The organism is Pseudomonas guariconensis, assembly GCF_015680235.1.
Classification (GTDB): domain Bacteria; phylum Pseudomonadota; class Gammaproteobacteria; order Pseudomonadales; family Pseudomonadaceae; genus Aquipseudomonas; species Aquipseudomonas guariconensis_A.
On the sequence record NZ_JADLJL010000025.1, the window covers coordinates 33981 to 51119 of the forward strand.

Annotated in this window: 17 protein-coding genes; 13 read left to right on the forward strand and 4 right to left on the reverse strand. The window is 65.5% G+C overall.

The genetic code is table 11. From position 1 onward, the window contains the following. Positions 1-5: 5 nt before the first annotated feature. Genes IRZ56_RS16775 through IRZ56_RS16790 form a run of 4 tightly spaced genes read right to left on the reverse strand, consistent with a single transcriptional unit; the run spans position 6 to position 3445 of the window. Positions 6-2030, reverse strand: coding sequence for a methyl-accepting chemotaxis protein (locus IRZ56_RS16775; RefSeq protein WP_328311770.1), 2025 nt, complete (start codon positions 2028-2030; stop codon positions 6-8). 50 nt (positions 2031-2080) lie between these two features. Continuing rightward, on the reverse strand, positions 2081-2635 hold the full coding sequence (locus tag IRZ56_RS16780; RefSeq protein ID WP_196145967.1) for a chemotaxis protein CheW: 555 nt from the start codon (positions 2633-2635) through the stop codon (positions 2081-2083). After that, positions 2632-2997 (reverse strand): twitching motility response regulator PilH, encoded by a 366-nt coding sequence (pilH, locus tag IRZ56_RS16785; protein ID WP_196145968.1) that lies wholly within the window; start codon positions 2995-2997, stop codon positions 2632-2634. Before pilH ends, IRZ56_RS16780 begins: the two co-directional genes overlap by 4 nt. 46 nt (positions 2998-3043) lie before the next feature. After that, on the reverse strand, positions 3044-3445 hold the full coding sequence (locus IRZ56_RS16790; RefSeq protein ID WP_084854016.1) for a response regulator: 402 nt from the start codon (positions 3443-3445) through the stop codon (positions 3044-3046). 338 nt (positions 3446-3783) lie between these two features. On the opposite strand from IRZ56_RS16790, the gene gshB reads away from it, so the two are divergent. The 13 genes from gshB to phaC (IRZ56_RS16855) all read left to right on the forward strand — a co-directional run bounded on the left by gshB (position 3784) and on the right by phaC (IRZ56_RS16855) (position 17138). Then, on the forward strand, positions 3784-4737 hold the full coding sequence (gene gshB, locus IRZ56_RS16795) for a glutathione synthase (protein ID WP_196145969.1): 954 nt from the start codon (positions 3784-3786) through the stop codon (positions 4735-4737). A 90-nt stretch (positions 4738-4827) separates the two neighbouring features. Then, the gene (locus IRZ56_RS16800; RefSeq protein WP_196145970.1) at positions 4828-5724 is read left to right on the forward strand and encodes an energy transducer TonB; all 897 of its coding nucleotides are present in this window, start codon (positions 4828-4830) and stop codon (positions 5722-5724) included. A 158-nt stretch (positions 5725-5882) separates the two neighbouring features. Further along, positions 5883-6452, forward strand: coding sequence for a YqgE/AlgH family protein (locus IRZ56_RS16805; protein ID WP_196145971.1), 570 nt, complete (start codon positions 5883-5885; stop codon positions 6450-6452). Then, positions 6452-6877, forward strand: a complete 426-nt coding sequence (ruvX, locus tag IRZ56_RS16810) for a Holliday junction resolvase RuvX (protein ID WP_196145972.1) — start codon at positions 6452-6454, stop codon at positions 6875-6877. The genes IRZ56_RS16805 and ruvX overlap by 1 nt, the downstream gene beginning before the upstream one ends. 51 nt (positions 6878-6928) lie before the next feature. Continuing rightward, a complete protein-coding gene (gene pyrR / locus IRZ56_RS16815) occupies positions 6929-7447 on the forward strand; it encodes a bifunctional pyr operon transcriptional regulator/uracil phosphoribosyltransferase PyrR (RefSeq protein ID WP_196145973.1) in 519 nt (172 codons plus the stop codon). A 12-nt stretch (positions 7448-7459) separates the two neighbouring features. Next, positions 7460-8464 (forward strand): aspartate carbamoyltransferase catalytic subunit, encoded by a 1005-nt coding sequence (locus IRZ56_RS16820; protein ID WP_196145974.1) that lies wholly within the window; start codon positions 7460-7462, stop codon positions 8462-8464. Then, a complete protein-coding gene (locus IRZ56_RS16825; RefSeq protein WP_196145975.1) occupies positions 8461-9732 on the forward strand; it encodes a dihydroorotase in 1272 nt (423 codons plus the stop codon). The genes IRZ56_RS16820 and IRZ56_RS16825 overlap by 4 nt, the downstream gene beginning before the upstream one ends. Before the next feature lie 247 nt (positions 9733-9979). Then, a complete protein-coding gene (hslV, locus tag IRZ56_RS16830; protein ID WP_043207181.1) occupies positions 9980-10510 on the forward strand; it encodes an ATP-dependent protease subunit HslV in 531 nt (176 codons plus the stop codon). Positions 10511-10586: 76 nt separating this feature from the next. After that, complete coding sequence (hslU, locus tag IRZ56_RS16835; RefSeq protein WP_196145976.1) at positions 10587-11930, forward strand: ATP-dependent protease ATPase subunit HslU; 1344 nt, start codon at positions 10587-10589, stop codon at positions 11928-11930. 161 nt (positions 11931-12091) lie between these two features. Beyond that, the gene (locus tag IRZ56_RS16840) at positions 12092-12469 is read left to right on the forward strand and encodes a gamma-butyrobetaine hydroxylase-like domain-containing protein (RefSeq protein ID WP_196145977.1); all 378 of its coding nucleotides are present in this window, start codon (positions 12092-12094) and stop codon (positions 12467-12469) included. 346 nt (positions 12470-12815) lie between these two features. Further along, the gene (gene phaC, locus IRZ56_RS16845) at positions 12816-14492 is read left to right on the forward strand and encodes a class II poly(R)-hydroxyalkanoic acid synthase (protein ID WP_196145978.1); all 1677 of its coding nucleotides are present in this window, start codon (positions 12816-12818) and stop codon (positions 14490-14492) included. 63 nt (positions 14493-14555) lie between these two features. Further along, positions 14556-15401 carry a poly(3-hydroxyalkanoate) depolymerase gene (gene phaZ, locus IRZ56_RS16850; protein WP_196145979.1) on the forward strand — a complete coding sequence of 282 codons (846 nt, stop codon included), beginning with the start codon at positions 14556-14558 and terminating at the stop codon, positions 15399-15401. A gap of 54 nt (positions 15402-15455) precedes the next feature. Beyond that, entirely contained in the window at positions 15456-17138 is a 1683-nt protein-coding gene (gene phaC / locus IRZ56_RS16855) for a class II poly(R)-hydroxyalkanoic acid synthase (RefSeq protein ID WP_196145980.1), read from the forward strand. The last annotated feature ends 1 nt before the right edge of the window (position 17139 follow it).

Consider the following 17139-nt stretch of genomic DNA (forward strand, 5'->3'; position numbering starts at 1 on the left):
GCTCCTCAACGTGGCTCGCCGGGGGCCGGCAGGGTGAAGCCGGAGACCGAGCGGCGCATCTCGCTGGCCATTCGCGCCAGGTGGCGGATGCTGTCGGCGGTGGCGCCGGAGCCGGCGGAGGTCTGCGCGGTAATTTGCTGGATCACCGCCATGGTGTGTGAAATCTGCCCGGCCGAGGAGGTCTGCAACTGGGCGGCATCGGAGATGCTGTGGATAAGGTCGGCCAACGTCTGCGAGACGCCCTCGATCTCGGCCAGGGCGACCCCGGCGTCCTGGGCCAGGCGCGCACCACGCACCACCTCGGCGGTGGTCTGCTCCATGGAGATCACCGCCTCGTTGGTATCGGCCTGGATGGTGCGCACCAGCGCCTCGATCTGCCGGGTGGCCGACGACGACCGCTCGGCCAGGCGCTGCACTTCGTCGGCGACCACGGCGAAACCACGCCCGGTCTCACCGGCGAGGGAAGCCTGGATCGCCGCATTGAGGGCGAGGATGTTGGTCTGGTCGGCGATGTCGTCGATCAGGCTGACGATGTCGCCGATTTCCTGGGAAGACTCGCCCAGGCGCTTGATCCGTTTGGCGGTGTCCTGAATCTGCTCGCGAATGTTGTCCATGCCGTGGATGGTGTTGTGCACCACCTCGTTGCCTTTGTTGGCGATGGCCACCGAGCGCTCGGCCACCTTCGCCGACTCGTAGGCATGGGCCGACACCCGGTCGATCGACTCGACCATGTCGCCCACCGCCAGGGACGCCTCGCTGATCTGCTCGGCCTGATGCTCGGAGGCCTTGGCCAGCTGACGTGCGGTGTTCTGGGTGTCCTGTACGGCCGCGGCGACCTGCTCGGCGCTGTGGTTGATGGTGGCTACCAGGTCGCGCAACTGGTCGACCGAATAGTTGATCGAGTCGGCGATGGCGCCGGTGAAGTCCTCGGTGACCGAAACAGTGACGGTCAGGTCGCCGTCGGCCAGCTCCTCGATCTCGTCGAGCAAGCGCATGATCGCCTGCTGGTTGCGTTCGTTCTTTTCGGCAGTCTCGCGCAGCTGGCGGTGGGTCGCGCGCACCATCACCAGGCCGATGAGGATGATCGAGGCCAGGGCCACCAGGCCCAGCAGGTAGCCACCGATGGTGGCCAGGGTACGCCCGCTGGCCAGGTTCTCGAAGCCGTTGGCCAGGTGCGAGGCTTCATCGAGCAAGGTCTGCGACAGGCTGAAGATGTTGCCGGCCGCCTCGCGCACGCGCAGCAGCTCCGGCGAGGTCTCGAGGATTTCATCCACGGAGCCTGCAACGAACTGGAACAGCTCGGCGATGTCGGCCAGGCGCGCGCGGGCATCGGCGTCCTCGACCTTGGTCACGTGGATCGCCGGGTTGCCGCCGAGCATGCCCTCGAGCACCTGGCCGAAACGGCTGGCATCGCGCCCGAAGGCGTCCGCCGCCTGGGCCGAGGTGTCGTCGCCCGCCAGCACCGTGTTGACCGAGCCGAGAATGCGCTCAGCTAGCAGCAGTTGGCGCTGGGCCACGGCCACCTGACTGGCCGGAGCCCCGCTCTGCAGCAGGATTTCCACGACCTTTTCATACTCGACCTGCAACTGCGGCACGGTCTCGGCCAGGGTCGCGGCTACCTGGTGCAACGACAGCACGGTTTGCTCGCTGGCGAGAATGGAGTCGGTGTTCTTGCGCAGGTTTTCCCAGTCCTGGCGCACGGCATCCATTTCGTCGCGCACGGCCATTGGTGCCGGCGGCAGCCCAGTGGCCTTGTCGCCCTCGCGCAGGTAGCGCCAGCGCCGCTCGAAGTCGTTACGCGCATCGGACAGCAGCTTGAAGGCTAACGCCTTGCCGGCCGCCGCCTCGGTGGCGTTCTTGGCGATGCGCTGGGAGAGCACGCGCAACTCGCCAGCATGGCCGATGTACTGCTTGTCGTAGTTGGCCTGGGTGTTGAGGTAGGCGAAGTTGGCGAACAGCAGGATGATCGACAGGATCAGCAGCAGGAACAGCACGGTGATCTGCGCGATGCTGCGCCGGCGCGGGCTCACGACAGCCGGGGCAACGGGTGTGGCGGGTTTGTTCACGGTCGATGGGTCCTCTACAACGCCACGTCGAGAAAGGCCGGTGCCTGGGCCAGGGCGAACGGGCTGAAGATCGCCCAGTTGCGTTCACGGGGAAAATGGCCCTGGACGAAGGGTGCGGCGGCGCGCAGCAGCGGCTGCGGCGGCGACAACTCCAGGCTGCTCAGGGCGAAGTGCTGCAAACCCAGGACTTCGTCCACCAACAGGCCTGCGAACAGTGCTTCATGGTCCAGCACCAGCACCCGCCGCTGCTTGCCCGACAACGCCGGGCCAAGGCCGAAGAACGCGCTCAGGTCCATGACCGGCAACAACCGGCCACGCAGGTTGGCCACTCCGCAGACCCAGGGCTGAACACCGGGCACCCGGCTGCTGCGCGGCTCGTGCAGCACTTCGGCGACTTCGCCCATCGGCGCCACGAACCACTGCCGAGCGACGCGGAAACCGATACCGCTCCATTGTTGCTGGCGGGTGTCCTGCAGCGGCTGGTCGGCCACCAGCAGGCGACAGCGCCGGTCGATGTCCAGCAGCAGTTCGAAGGCGGTCAGCGACGCGCCCTGCGGGCGGGTGGTCAAGCCCCGATCACCTCTTTGAGCTTGGCGATCAGCGCCGCTTCTTCCACGGGCTTGGTCAGGAAGTCCCGCGCGCCCTGGCGTGTAGCCCAGACCCGATCGGTTTCCTGGTCCTTGGTGGTCACCACGATCACCGGGATGGCGCTGGTTTCCGGGTCCTTGCTCAACTGCCGGGTGGCCTGGAAACCGTTCATGCCGGGCATGACGATGTCCATCAGCACCGCGTCGGGCTTTTCCTGGCGGGCCAGGGCCACGCCATCGGCACCATTGCCGGCCTTGAGCACTTGGTGGCCATGCTTCTCCAGCCAGGCGGTCAGCTTGTACATCTCTGTCGGCGAATCGTCGACGATCAAAACTCGGGCCATGCTGTTTCCCCATGAAGGAAAGATGACACCGCCATGGCGGGCGGGGTCAGGGTGCGTGTTGTGCCTGCGCGGCGAACCCGGGCACGTGGGCCCTGATCGCATCGAGCAGTTCTTCCTTGCTGAACGGTTTGGTCAGGAACTGGTCGGAGCCGACCACCCGGCCACGGGCCTTGTCGAACAGGCCGTCGCGCGAGGACAGCAGGATGACCGGAGTGTCCTTGAAGGCGCTGTTCTGCTTGATCACGGCGCAGGTCTGGTAACCGTCCAGGCGTGGCATCAGCACATCGACGAAGATGATCCGGGGCTTGTGGTCGACGATCTTGGCCAGGGCATCGAAGCCGTCGCTGGCGGTGATCACCTCGCAGCCTGCTTCGCCGAGCAACATCTGGGCGGTGCGGCGGATCGTGCGGGAATCGTCGATCACCATCACCTTCAGGGGTTGTTCCATAAGTTGGGCTACCATCGCGGCTCTGGCTGACATCCGGGGGGCCGCTTCGCGCCCCATCGCGGGGCAAGCCCGCTCCTACACGGCCCTGCAACAGCAGAGCCCCGAGCCCGGCACAGACCCTGTGGGAGCGGGCTTGACCCGCGATGGACTGCGCAGCAGCCCCAAGCGACATCATGCTTGGCTCCTGTGAGCGGCATCAAGCACTATGCCTGGCATTTTTAGCACAGTCCGCAGGGGCATTCCATCCGCCGCCCCCTTGACCATCGGCGTTCCCGGCGCCACCCTGAGCCACTTTTCATCGAACCATCGCGGCTGTCGCCGCCAATGAGGAATTACCCATGAGCGTTCGCCTCGGGATTGTCATGGACCCCATCGCGTCCATCTCCTACAAGAAGGACAGCTCGCTGGCCATGCTGCTGGCCGCCCAGGCCCGTGGCTGGACCCTGTTCTACATGGAACAGCGCGACCTCTACCTGGGCGCAGGCCAGGCCCGCGCGCAGATGCGCCCGTTGAAGGTGTTCGCCGACCCGTCCCGCTGGTTCGAGCTGGGCGAGGAGCAGGACTGCGCCCTGGCCAACCTGGACGTGATCCTGATGCGCAAGGATCCGCCCTTCGACATGGAGTTCGTCTACAGCACCTACCTGCTGGAGCAGGCCGAGCGCGAGGGCGTGCTGGTGGTCAACCGCCCGCAGAGCCTGCGCGACTGTAACGAGAAGCTGTTCGCCACCCAGTTCCCACAGTGCATGGCGCCGACCCTGGTCAGCCGCCGCGTGGACATCCTGCGCGAATTCGCCAACAGCCGCGGCGATGTGATCCTCAAGCCGCTGGACGGCATGGGCGGCGCCTCGGTGTTCCGCCACCGCAAGGACGACCCGAACCTGTCGGTGATCCTCGAGACCCTGACCCAGCACGGCACCCAGCAGATCATGGCGCAGGAATACCTGCCGCAAATCGTCGATGGCGACAAGCGCATCCTGATGATCGACGGCGAGCCGGTCGACTACTGCCTGGCACGCATTCCGGCCAGCGGCGAGACCCGTGGCAACCTGGCCGCCGGTGGTCGTGGCGAGGCTCGCCCGTTGACCGAGCGTGACCGCTGGATCGCCGCCCAGGTCGGCCCGACCCTGCGTGAAAAGGGTCTGCTGTTCGTCGGCCTGGACGTGATCGGCGACTTCCTCACCGAGATCAATGTCACCAGCCCCACCTGCATCCGGGAGATCGACGCGGCCTACAACACCGATATCGGCGGGCAACTGATGGATGCCATTGATCGCCAGCTCAAGGCGCGCTGACCGCCGACGCGGAGCAATCTCGCGCAGTGGGGTATGATGCCAGTCCTTTTCGACTGAGCTGCACCCCGCTTTGCGGTTGCTGGATACCTGATGACGCTGCCTGCCGACATCCCTGCCGACCTGCTGCCCCCCCGCGTCCGCCCTGCGGACCGGCTCGGCTTCACCCTGTTCCTGGCTGCCCTGGTGCACCTGGCGCTGATCCTGGGCGTGAGCTTCACCATCGCCAAGCCCAGCGAAATCCGTCGCACCATGGAAATCACCCTGGCAACCTTCAAGAGCGAAAAACCGCCCGAAAAGGCCGATTTCCAGGCCCAGGACAACCAGCAGGGCAGCGGCACCCTGGAGAAGAAGGCGGTGCCCAAGACCACTGAGGTCGCGCCGTTCCAAGACAGCAAGATCAACAAGGTCACCCCGCCTCCCGCCGCCAAGCGGGAAACACCGCCCGCGCCGCAAAAGTCCGCCGTGGCCACCCGGGCGCCCAAGCCGCAGAAAGTCGAGCCCAAGCCCAAGGAAAGCAAACCACAGCCCAAGCCCCAGGCGGTGCCGGACTTCGACAGCTCGCAGCTGTCCAGCCAGATCGCCAGCCTCGAGGCGGAGCTTTCCAACGAACAGCAGCTGTACGCCAAGCGCCCACGCATCCACCGCCTCAACGCCGCCTCGACCATGCGCGACAAGGGTGCCTGGTACAAGGAAGAGTGGCGCAAGAAGGTCGAGCGGGTCGGCAACCTCAACTACCCCGAGCAGGCGCGTCGCCAACAGATCTACGGCAGCCTGCGGATGATGGTGTCGATCAACCGCGATGGCTCCCTGTACGAAGTGCTGGTGCTGGAGTCGTCCGGCCAGCCGGTGCTCGACCAGGCGGCCCAGCGCATCGTCCGCCTGTCGGCGCCCTTCGCCCCGTTCACTGGCGACCTGGCCGAATTCGACCGGCTGGAAATCATTCGCACCTGGCGTTTCGCCCGGGGTGACCGCCTGTCCAGCAACTGAATATTGATGTCGGGCTTGCCAGATGTGACAGCGCGGATATCGAGCACCGCGCGGGCGGCGCGCGATTCATCAGACACCCCAAAACCACCGCCCTGCACAACGCCCAGCAACACACTGGTACCTTGTCAGCCTCGCCACCTGACGCCACACTATCACCCATGAAAACCCTCAGCCCGAGCTACCTCAAGCACCAGTTCCTCATCGCCATGCCGCACATGGCCGATCCGAACTTTGCCCAGACCCTCACCTACATCGTCGAGCACAACGCCAATGGCGCCATGGGCCTGGTGGTCAATCGGCCTCAGGAGCTGAACCTGGCGGACATCCTGGAGCAGTTGCGCCCAGGCGAGGAGCCGCCGGCCAGCACCCTGCAGGTACCGATCTACCAGGGTGGCCCGGTGCAGACCGATCGCGGCTTCGTATTGCACACCAGCGAATGCAGCTACCAGGCCACCGTCGAGCTGCAAGGCCTGTCGCTGTCCACCTCCCAGGACGTGCTGTTCGCCATCGCCGATGGCGTAGGGCCGAAACAGAGCCTGATCACACTGGGCTACGCCGGCTGGGAAGCCGGCCAGCTGGAAGCCGAGCTTGCCGACAACGCCTGGCTCAACTGCCCGTTCGACCCCGAGATCATCTTCGGCCTGGCCAGTGACCAGCGCCTGGAGGCCGCCGCCGCCAGCCTGGGCATCAACCTCAGCCTGTTGACCAGCCAGGCGGGCCACGCCTGATGGCCGAACTGCGCCTGCTGCTGGGCTTCGACTACGGCAGCAAACAGATCGGCGTGGCCGTCGGCCAGGTGATTACCGGCCAGGCCCGCGAGCTGTGCACGCTCAAGGCCCAGAACGGCGTGCCGGACTGGGCACAGGTGGAAAAACTCATCAAGGAATGGAAACCCGACGCCATCGTCGTCGGCCTGCCGCTGAACATGGACGGCACGCCCAGCGAGATGAGCGAACGCGCCGAAAAGTTCGCCCGCCGCCTGCAGGGTCGCTACAACCTGCCCGTGCACACCCATGACGAACGCCTGACCACCTTCGAAGCCAAGGGCGAACAGATGGCCCGCGGCATGCGCCACGGCAGCTACCGCGACAACCCGGTCGATGCCATCGCCGCCGCCCTGCTGCTGCAAGGCTGGCTGGAGGCCAACACTTAAATCCGCTTTGCCGCCGGCCCACATCCGGCGCCCCCTTCCGAGGAGCACGCAATGAGCCTACCCAACCCCGCCGACCTGATCCGGCAGATGGCCGTCGACCTTCGCGCCCACCTGGCCCGCCGTGCCATCACCGAGCCACGTTTCATCGGCATCCGCACCGGCGGTGTGTGGGTAGCCCAGGCCTTGCAGCAAGAGCTGGGCGACAGCAGCGCGCTGGGCACGCTGGACGTCTCCTTCTACCGTGACGACTTCAGCCAGAACGGCCTGCATCCGCAGGTGCGCCCCTCGGAGCTGCCCTTCGAGGTCGAAGGCCAGCATCTGGTGCTGGTGGACGACGTGCTGATGAGCGGGCGCACCATCCGCGCTGCGCTCAACGAACTGTTCGACTACGGCCGGCCCGCCAGTGTCACCCTGGCCTGCCTGTTGGACCTGGACGCCGGCGAACTGCCGATACGCCCCAACGTGCTCGGTGCCACCTTGTCACTGGCGCCCCATGAGCGGGTAAAATTGACCGGACCCGCACCGCTCGCCCTCGAGCGCCAGGACCTCGCCACCGCTTCCGCCCTTTAAGAGTCCCCCGCGATGACGCCATCCGACGCCAAGCGCCCGCTGCAGCTCAATGATCAGGGCCAGCTGCGCCACTTCCTCTCGCTCGACGGTTTGCCCCGCGAACTGCTGACCGAGATCCTCGACACCGCCGACTCCTTCCTGGAGGTCGGTGCCCGGGCCGTGAAAAAAGTCCCGTTGCTGCGCGGCAAGACCGTGTGCAACGTGTTCTTCGAGAACTCGACCCGCACCCGCACCACCTTCGAACTGGCCGCTCAGCGCCTGTCGGCCGATGTGATCAGCCTGAACGTATCGACCTCCTCGACCAGCAAGGGCGAGACCCTGTTCGACACCCTGCGCAACCTGGAGGCCATGGCCGCCGACATGTTCGTCGTGCGCCACTCCGACTCCGGCGCCGCGCACTTCATCGCCGAGCATGTCTGCCCCGACGTGGCCGTGATCAACGGCGGCGACGGCCGCCATGCGCACCCGACCCAGGGCATGCTCGACATGCTGACCATCCGTCGTCACAAGGGCAGCTTCGAGAACCTTTCGGTGGCCATCGTCGGCGACATCCTGCATTCGCGAGTGGCCCGTTCCGACATGCTGGCGCTGAAAGCGCTGGGCTGTCCGGATATCCGCGTGATCGGCCCGAAGACCTTGATCCCCGTCGGCATCGAGCAGTATGGCGTCAAGGTCTATACCGACCTGGCCCAGGGCCTGAAGGACGTCGACGTGGTCATCATGCTGCGCCTGCAGCGTGAGCGCATGGCCGGCGGCCTGCTGCCCAGCGAAGGCGAGTTCTACCGCCTGTTCGGCCTGACCACCACGCGCCTGGCCGGTGCCAAGCCCGACGCCATCGTCATGCACCCGGGCCCGATCAACCGTGGCGTGGAGATCGAGTCGGCGGTGGCCGACGGCGCCCATTCGGTGATCCTCAACCAGGTCACCTACGGTATCGCCGTGCGCATGGCAGTATTGTCCATGGCCATGAGCGGCCAGGCCGCGCAACGTCAACTCGACCAGGAGAACGCCCTGTGAGCATCAGCATTCTTGGCGCCCGGGTCATCGACCCCAGCAGCGGCCTGGACCAGGTCACCGACCTGCACCTGGACGGCGGTCGTATCGTCGCGATCGGCGCAGCGCCTGCCGGCTTCAACGCCACCCGCACGATCCAGGCCGAGGGTTTGGTAGCAGCCCCAGGCCTGGTCGATCTCGGCGTCTCCCTGCGCGAGCCGGGCTACAGCCGCAAGGGCAACATCGCCAGCGAGACCCGCGCCGCGGTCGCCGGTGGCGTCACCAGCCTGTGCTGCCCGCCGCAAACCAAACCGGTGCTGGACACCTCGGCAGTCGCCGAACTGATCCTCGACCGCGCGCGGGAAGCGGCCAACAGCAAGGTCTACCCGATCGGCGCGCTGACCAAGGGCCTGGAAGGCGAGCAACTGGCCGAACTGGTCGCCCTGCGCGACACCGGCTGCGTGGCCTTCGGCAACGGCCTGAAGGAAATCCCCAACAACCGCACCCTGGCCCGTGCACTGGAATATGCCGCCACGTTCGACCTGACCGTGGTCTTCCACTCCCAGGACCGCGACCTGGCCCAAGGCGGCTTGGCCCATGAAGGCCCGATGGCCAGTTTCCTCGGCTTGCCGGGTATCCCCGAGACGGCCGAGACCGTGGCCCTGGCGCGCAACCTGCTGCTGGTCGAGCAGACGGGCGTGCGGGCGCACTTCAGCCAGATCACCAGCGCCCGTGGCGCGCGGCTGATCGCCCAGGCCCAGCAGCTGGGCCTGCCGGTTACCGCCGACGTGGCGCTGTATCAGCTGATTCTCACCGATGAGGCGCTGCGCGACTTCTCCAGCCTCTATCACGTACAGCCTCCACTGCGCACCGCCGCCGACCGCGACGGCCTGCGCGAGGCCGTCAAATCGGGTGTGATCCAGGCGGTCTCCAGCCATCACCAGCCTCACGAGCGCGACGCCAAGCTGGCGCCGTTCGGCGCCACCGAGCCTGGCATCAGCAGCGTCGAGCTGCTGCTGCCGCTGGCCATGACCTTGGTGCAGGACGGCCTGCTCGACCTGCCGACCTTGTTGGCCCGCCTGACCAGCGGCCCGGCCGCAGCCATGCGCCTGCCGGCGGGCGAGCTGAAGGTCGGTGCGGCGGCGGACCTGGTGCTGTTCGACCCACAGGCCTCCACGGTCGCTGGCGAGCAATGGTATTCGCGTGGCGAGAACTGCCCGTTCATTGGCCACTGCCTGCCAGGCGCGGTGCGTTATACCTTGGTCGACGGGCACGTTTGCCACGAGGCCTGAGCGGTGACCTTGTAGGAGCGGCCTTGTGCCGCGAAAGGGCCGCAAAGCGGCCCCGGCAATGCATGCATCATGCAAAGATCCTGGGGCTGCTACGCAGCCCTTTCGCGGCACGAGGCCGCTCCTACACAGGTGATGCCCCCCCTGAAATCCATCGCAACCGTTTATCCCCTACGGTTGAAATCCTTCCCCCCACCCCCATATGAGTCTGCAACAGGCATTTTCGCCCCGCTGCGTGGAGACTCTCCCCTTGACTACCATCGTTTCAGTTCGCCGCCACGGCAAAGTCGTCATGGGCGGCGACGGCCAGGTTTCCCTCGGCAACACCGTGATGAAAGGCAATGCGAAGAAAGTCCGCCGCCTGTACCACGGCCAGGTGATCGCCGGCTTCGCCGGTGCCACTGCCGACGCCTTCACCCTGTTCGAGCGCTTCGAAGGGCAGTTGGAAAAACACCAGGGCCACCTGATCCGCGCCGCCGTCGAACTGGCCAAGGAATGGCGTACCGACCGCTCCCTGAGCCGCCTGGAGGCCATGCTCGCCGTGGCCAACAAGGACGCCTCGCTGATCATCACCGGCAATGGTGACGTGGTCGAGCCCGAGGACGGCCTGATCGCCATGGGCTCCGGCGGCGCCTACGCCCAGGCCGCAGCCCGCGCCCTGCTGAACAAGACCGACCTCTCGGCCCGTGAAATCGCCGAGACCGCCCTGAACATCGCCGGCGATATCTGCGTGTTCACCAACCACAACCTGACCATCGAGGAGCAGGACCTGGCCGAGTGATCAGCTGTTCTGGCGCCCTGCCCCGGCGGCAGGGCCTTCCCACGCTGACTCATTCCGCTCGAGGACCCTTTTGATCATGTCCATGACCCCCCGCGAGATCGTCCACGAACTCAACCGCCACATCATCGGCCAGGACGACGCCAAGCGCGCCGTGGCCATCGCCCTGCGCAACCGCTGGCGCCGCATGCAGCTGCCGGCCGAGCTGCGCGCCGAAGTCACGCCCAAGAACATCCTGATGATCGGCCCCACCGGCGTGGGCAAGACCGAAATCGCCCGCCGCCTGGCCAAGCTGGCCAATGCGCCGTTCATCAAGGTCGAGGCGACCAAGTTCACCGAAGTCGGCTACGTCGGCCGCGATGTCGAGTCGATCATCCGCGACCTGGCCGATGCCGCCCTGAAGATGCTGCGCGAACAGGAGATCATCCGCGTGCGCCACCGCGCCGAAGACGCCGCCGAGGATCGCATCCTCGACGCCCTGCTGCCCCAGGCCCGGGTCAGCAGCTTCGCCGAGGAAGCCTCGCAGCCGAGCACCGATTCCAACACCCGCCAGTTGTTCCGCAAGCGTCTGCGTGAAGGCCAGCTGGACGACAAGGAAATCGAGATCGAAGTGGCCGAGTCCATGGGCGTCGAGATCGCCGCACCGCCCGGCATGGAAGAAATGACCAACCAGCTGCAGAGCCTGTTTGCCAACATGGGCAAGGGCAAGCGCAAGGCGCGCAAGCTCAAGGTCAAGGAAGCGCTGAAGATGGTCCGTGACGAGGAAGCCAGCCGCCTGGTCAACGAGGAAGAGCTCAAGGCCAAGGCCCTGGAAGCCGTCGAGCAGCACGGCATAGTGTTCATCGACGAGATCGACAAGGTGGCCAAGCGCGGCAATGTCGGCGGCGCCGATGTATCCCGCGAAGGCGTCCAGCGTGACCTGCTGCCGCTGATCGAAGGCTGCACCGTCAACACCAAGCTGGGCATGGTCAAGACCGATCACATCCTGTTCATCGCTTCCGGTGCATTCCACCTGAGCAAGCCGAGCGACCTGGTGCCTGAACTGCAGGGCCGCCTGCCGATCCGCGTCGAACTCAAGGCGCTGACCCCGGAAGATTTCGAGCGCATCCTGCAGGAGCCGCACGCTTCGCTGACCGAACAGTACCGTGAGCTGCTCAAGACCGAAGGCCTGAACATTGCGTTCGCCGCCGACGGCATCAAGCGCCTGGCCGAGATCGCCTACCAGGTCAACGAGAAGACCGAGAACATCGGTGCCCGTCGCCTGCACACCCTGCTCGAGCGCCTGCTCGAAGAGGTGTCGTTCAGTGCCGGCGACCTGGCCAGCGCCCATGACGAAGCACCGATCCAGATCGATGCCGCGTACGTGAACAGCCACCTGGGCGAACTGGCGCAGAACGAAGACCTGTCGCGCTACATCCTGTAAGACCGTATGGGGCCGCCTCGCGGCCCAATCGCCGGCAAGCCGGCTCCCACCGGAATCTTGTGGGAGCCGGCTTGCCGGCGATTGGGCTGCACAGCAGCCCCATTGCACAATGGTCCGAATCTCTGGAAGCTTGCATCATCAGCTCACGAGAGATCCTGCCCATGGCCCGCCTCCCCACTGCCATCAACCTGCACAAAGCCTCCAAGACCCTCACCCTCACCTACGGGCCGAACGAGGTCTACCACCTGCCCGCGGAATTCCTGCGGGTGCACTCCCCCTCCGCCGAGGTCCAGGGCCACGGCAACCCGATCCTGCAATACGGCAAGATCAACGTCGGCCTCGTCGGCCTCGAGCCTGCCGGCCAGTACGCACTGAAACTGACCTTCGACGACGGCCATGACAGCGGCCTGTTCACCTGGGAGTACCTCGAGCAGCTGTGCCTGCGCCAAGAAGAACTGTGGGCGGAATATCTCGATGACCTGCACAAGGCCGGCAAATCTCGCGACCCGTCGCAGTCCGTGGTCAAGCTGATGCTCTAGCGCAAGCCCTGCGGGATTTAGAGCGCATTTTCTAAAGTCATCTGCTTGAATGCCCCTACACCTGCCAATGACAGGCTGTCTTGCGCAAGACATGAAAGTCGGGTAACCAATGGAGCTGGCAAGTTCCCTGCATCGTCCATCGCGCGGTCAGGGCCGGGCCGGTATGTAGAGGTCGCGAGCGAAAGCAGGCTGTCTTCACCCGCAGGAAAACCCGCCGCCGTCGCCACACGCATCCGGTCCGCAACCGCTGTTTCTTATCACTTGGTCACCCGAGCAGTACCGGGCAGTCGTCTGTGTACCCGCCACAGCCAACCGGTACTCGTCTCAGGACAACGGAGCGTCGTAGATGAGTAAGAACAACGATGAGTTGCAGCGGCAGGCCTCGGCAAACACCCTGGGCCTGAACCCGGTCATCGGCATTCGCCGCAAGGACCTGTTGAGTTCGGCGCGCACCGTATTGCGCCAGGCGGTTCGCCAGCCCTTGCACAGCGCCAAGCACGTGGCGCATTTCGGCCTGGAACTGAAGAACGTACTGCTGGGCAAGTCCAGCCTGCAGCCAGGCAGCGACGACCGTCGCTTCAGCGACCCCGCCTGGAGCCACAACCCCTTGTACCGCCGCTATCTGCAGACCTACCTGGCCTGGCGCAATGAACTGCAGGACTGGATCGGCAACAGCGACCTGTCGCCCCAGGACGTCAGCCGCGGGCAGTTCGTCATCAACCTGATGACCGAGGCGATGGCACCCACCAATACCCTGGCCAACCCAGCGGCGGTCAAGCGCTTCTTCGAAACCGGCGGCAAGAGCCTGCTCGATGGCCTGTCCAACCTGGCCAAGGACATGGTCAACAACGGCGGCATGCCCAGCCAGGTGAACATGGAGGCCTTCGAAGTCGGCAAGAACCTGGCCACCAGCGAAGGGGTGGTGGTCTACCGCAACGATGTGCTGGAACTGATCCAGTACAGCCCCATTACCGAGCAGGTGCACGCCCGCCCGCTGTTGATCGTGCCGCCGCAGATCAACAAGTTCTATGTCTTCGACCTGAGCCCGGAGAAGAGCCTGGCACGCTTCTGCCTGCGCTCCAACCAGCAGACCTTCATCATCAGTTGGCGCAACCCGACCAAGGCCCAGCGCGAGTGGGGCCTGTCGACCTATATCGATGCCCTCAAGGAAGCGGTGGACGCAGTGCTGGCGATCACCGGCAGCAAGGACCTGAACATGCTGGGCGCCTGCTCGGGGGGCATTACCTGCACCGCCCTGGTCGGCCATTACGCCGCGCTGGGTGAGAACAAGGTCAATGCCCTGACCTTGCTGGTCAGCGTGCTCGATACCACCCTGGACAACGAAGTCGCACTGTTCGTCGACGAGCAGACCCTCGAGGCCGCCAAGCGCCACTCCTACCAGGCGGGCGTGCTCGAAGGCAGCGACATGGCCAAGGTGTTCGCCTGGATGCGCCCCAACGACCTGATCTGGAACTACTGGGTCAACAACTACCTGCTCGGCAACGAACCACCGGTGTTCGACATCCTGTTCTGGAACAACGACACCACCCGGCTGCCGGCCGCCTTCCACGGCGACCTGATCGAGATGTTCAAGAACAACCCCCTGACCCGCGCCGACGCACTGGAAGTGTGCGGCACGTCCATCGACCTGAAGAAGGTCCAGTGCGATATCTACAGCGTCGCCGGCACGGCCGATCACATCACGCCGTGGCAGTCCTGCTACCGCTCGGCCCACCTGTTCGGCGGCAAGATCGAGTTCGTGCTGTCCAACAGCGGGCATATTCAGAGCATCCTCAACCCGCCCGGCAACCCCAAGGCCCGCTTCATGACCGGCGAGGACCGCCCGGACGACCCGGTGGCCTGGCAGGACAACGCGATCAAGCATGCCGACTCCTGGTGGCTGCACTGGCAGGCCTGGCTGGGCGAGCGCGCGGGCGATCTCAAGAAAGCCCCTACACGCCTGGGCAATCGCACCTACAGCGCTGGCGAGTCGGCGCCAGGCACTTATGTGCACGAACGATAGGCCACCTCGATCATGGCCATTTGATACGATGACAGAGCGACTTATCCACCTAGAGTTTCGTGCATGCCGCAACCGTACATATTCAGGACCGTCGAGCTGGACAACCAGTCCATCCGCACCGCAGTCCGCCCAGGCAAGCCAGAGCTGACGCCGCTGCTGATCTTCAACGGCATCGGCGCCAACATGGAGCTGATCTTTCCGCTCATCGAGGCACTGGACCCGGACATCGAAGTCATCGCCTTCGATGTGCCCGGTGTCGGGGGTTCTTCCACGCCCAGCCGCCCGTATCGCTTTCCCGGCCTGGCCAAGCTGACCGCGCGCATGCTCGACTACCTGGACTACGGCCAGGTCAATGTCATCGGGGTTTCCTGGGGCGGGGGCCTGGCCCAGCAGTTCGCCCATGACTACCCCGAGCGCTGCAAGAAGCTGATCCTCGCCGCCACCGCTGCCGGGGCCTTCATGGTGCCCGGCAAGCCCAAGGTGTTGTGGGCCATGGCCAGCCCCCGGCGCTATGTACAACCGTCTCACGTGTTGCGCATTGCAGCGCAGGTCTACGGTGGCGGTTTCCGCCGCGATCCGGACCTGGCCCTGCATCATGCGGCAAAGGTGCGTTCCAGCGGCAAGACCGGCTACTACTGGCAACTGTTCGCGGGCCTGGGCTGGACCAGCATCCACTGGCTGCACAAGCTCCATCAGCCGACCCTGGTGCTGGCCGGCGACGACGACCCGTTGATCCCGCTGATCAACATGCGCCTGCTGGCCTGGCGAATTCCCAATGCCCAGCTACACATTATCGACGACGGGCACCTGTTCCTGATTACACGGGCCGAGGCGGTCGCGCCGATCATCATGAAATTCCTCCAGCAGGAACGCCAACGCGCCGTGATGCACCCTCGCCCCGGAGGCTGACAACCCATGACGCCTCGATACGAACCTGGATGATCGCTGACGACGGAGTGAGGGATGAAAGACAAACCGGCAAAAGGGACAAGACCGGCCCCGGCTGCGAGTATCAACGTACAGAACGCGATCACCGGCCTGCGCGGTCGTGACCTGTTCTCCACGCTGCGCAATGTCGGTCGCCTGAGCCTGGGCAACCCGTTGCACACCGCGCACCACCTGCTGGCCCTGGGCAGCGAGCTGGGGCGGGTGATGCTCGGCGAGACGCCGCACCAGCCACACCCGCGCGACAACCGCTTCAGCGACCCGACCTGGAGCCAGAACCCCTTCTATCGCCGCGGCCTGCAAGCCTACCTCGCCTGGCAGAAGCAGACCCGCCAATGGATCGAAGAAAGCTCGCTGGAGGACGACGAGCGTGCCCGGGTGCATTTCCTGTTCAACCTGCTCAACGATGCCCTGGCGCCGAGCAATTCGTTGCTCAATCCGTTGGCGGTCAAGGAGTTGTTCAACACCGGCGGGCAGAGCCTGGTCCGTGGCCTGGCCCACTTGGTCGACGACCTGCGCCACAATGATGGCCTGCCGCGCCAGGTGGATGAGCGCGCTTTCGAGGTTGGCGTCAACCTGGCGACTACACCCGGTGCGGTGGTGTTTCGCAACGAGCTGCTGGAGCTGATCCAGTACCGACCGATGAGCGAGAAACAGTACGCCCGGCCGCTGTTGGTCATCCCGCCGCAGATCAACAAGTTCTATATCTTCGACCTGGGCCCGACCAACAGCTTCGTCCAGTACATGCTCAAGAGCGGCCTGCAGGTGTTCATGGTCAGCTGGCGCAACCCTGACCCGCGCCACCGTGAGTGGGGGCTGTCGAGCTATGTGCAGGCGCTGGAGGAGGCGCTCGCGGCCTGCCGCAGCATCACCGGCAGCCGCGACCCGAACCTGATGGGCGCCTGTGCCGGCGGGCTGACCATGGCCGCGCTGCTGGGCCACCTGCAGGCCAAGCGTCAGCTTCGCCGGGTGCGCAGCGCCACCTACCTGGTGAGCCTGCTGGACAGCCAGTTCGACAGCCCCGCCAGCCTGTTCGCCGACGAACAGACCATCGAGGCCTCCAAGCGTCGCTCCTATCAGCGTGGCGTGCTGGACGGCGGCGAGGTGGCGCGCATCTTCGCCTGGATGCGGCCCAACGACCTGATCTGGAACTACTGGGTCAACAACTACCTGCTTGGCCGCATGCCCCCGGCGTTCGACATCCTTTACTGGAACGCCGACAACACCCGCCTGCCCGCCGCCCTCCACGGCGAGCTGCTGGACTTCTTCAAGCTCAACCCGCTGACCCAACCGCAAGGGCTGGAAGTGTGCGGCACGCCCATCGACCTGGGGCAGGTCGACCTGGACAGCTTCACCGTCGCCGGCAACAACGACCACATCACGCCGTGGGACGCAGTCTACCGCTCGGCCCTGCTGCTCGGAGGCGATCGCCGCTTCGTGCTGGCCAACAGTGGCCATATCCAGAGCATCATCAACCCGCCCGGCAACCCCAAGGCCTTCTTCCTGGAGAACCCGACGCTTTCCAGCGACCCGCGCGCCTGGATGCACGATGCCACGCGCCGCGAAGGCAGTTGGTGGCCACACTGGCAGGCCTGGATCGGCCAGCGCTCAGGGCGCCTGAAGGTGCCGCGCAGCGAGCTGGGCAACGCCACCTACCCACCGCTGGGCCCGGCGCCGGGCAGCTACGTACGGACGCGTTGAG

What these genes read in the sequence shown, in the direction of transcription:
- gshB (WP_196145969.1), top strand. Translation starts at nt 3,784, where the DNA reads ATGAGCGTTCGCCTCGGGATTGTCATGGACCCCATCGCGTCCATCTCC.
- pilH (WP_196145968.1), bottom strand. Translation starts at nt 2,997, where the DNA reads ATGGCCCGAGTTTTGATCGTCGACGATTCGCCGACAGAGATGTACAAG.
- IRZ56_RS16820 (WP_196145974.1), top strand. Translation starts at nt 7,460, where the DNA reads ATGACGCCATCCGACGCCAAGCGCCCGCTGCAGCTCAATGATCAGGGC.
- pyrR (WP_196145973.1), top strand. Translation starts at nt 6,929, where the DNA reads ATGAGCCTACCCAACCCCGCCGACCTGATCCGGCAGATGGCCGTCGAC.
- IRZ56_RS16805 (WP_196145971.1), top strand. Translation starts at nt 5,883, where the DNA reads ATGAAAACCCTCAGCCCGAGCTACCTCAAGCACCAGTTCCTCATCGCC.
- IRZ56_RS16800 (WP_196145970.1), top strand. Translation starts at nt 4,828, where the DNA reads ATGACGCTGCCTGCCGACATCCCTGCCGACCTGCTGCCCCCCCGCGTC.
- ruvX (WP_196145972.1), top strand. Translation starts at nt 6,452, where the DNA reads ATGGCCGAACTGCGCCTGCTGCTGGGCTTCGACTACGGCAGCAAACAG.
- phaC (WP_196145980.1), top strand. Translation starts at nt 15,456, where the DNA reads ATGAAAGACAAACCGGCAAAAGGGACAAGACCGGCCCCGGCTGCGAGT.
- IRZ56_RS16840 (WP_196145977.1), top strand. Translation starts at nt 12,092, where the DNA reads ATGGCCCGCCTCCCCACTGCCATCAACCTGCACAAAGCCTCCAAGACC.
- phaZ (WP_196145979.1), top strand. Translation starts at nt 14,556, where the DNA reads ATGCCGCAACCGTACATATTCAGGACCGTCGAGCTGGACAACCAGTCC.
- hslU (WP_196145976.1), top strand. Translation starts at nt 10,587, where the DNA reads ATGTCCATGACCCCCCGCGAGATCGTCCACGAACTCAACCGCCACATC.
- phaC (WP_196145978.1), top strand. Translation starts at nt 12,816, where the DNA reads ATGAGTAAGAACAACGATGAGTTGCAGCGGCAGGCCTCGGCAAACACC.
- IRZ56_RS16790 (WP_084854016.1), bottom strand. Translation starts at nt 3,445, where the DNA reads ATGGAACAACCCCTGAAGGTGATGGTGATCGACGATTCCCGCACGATC.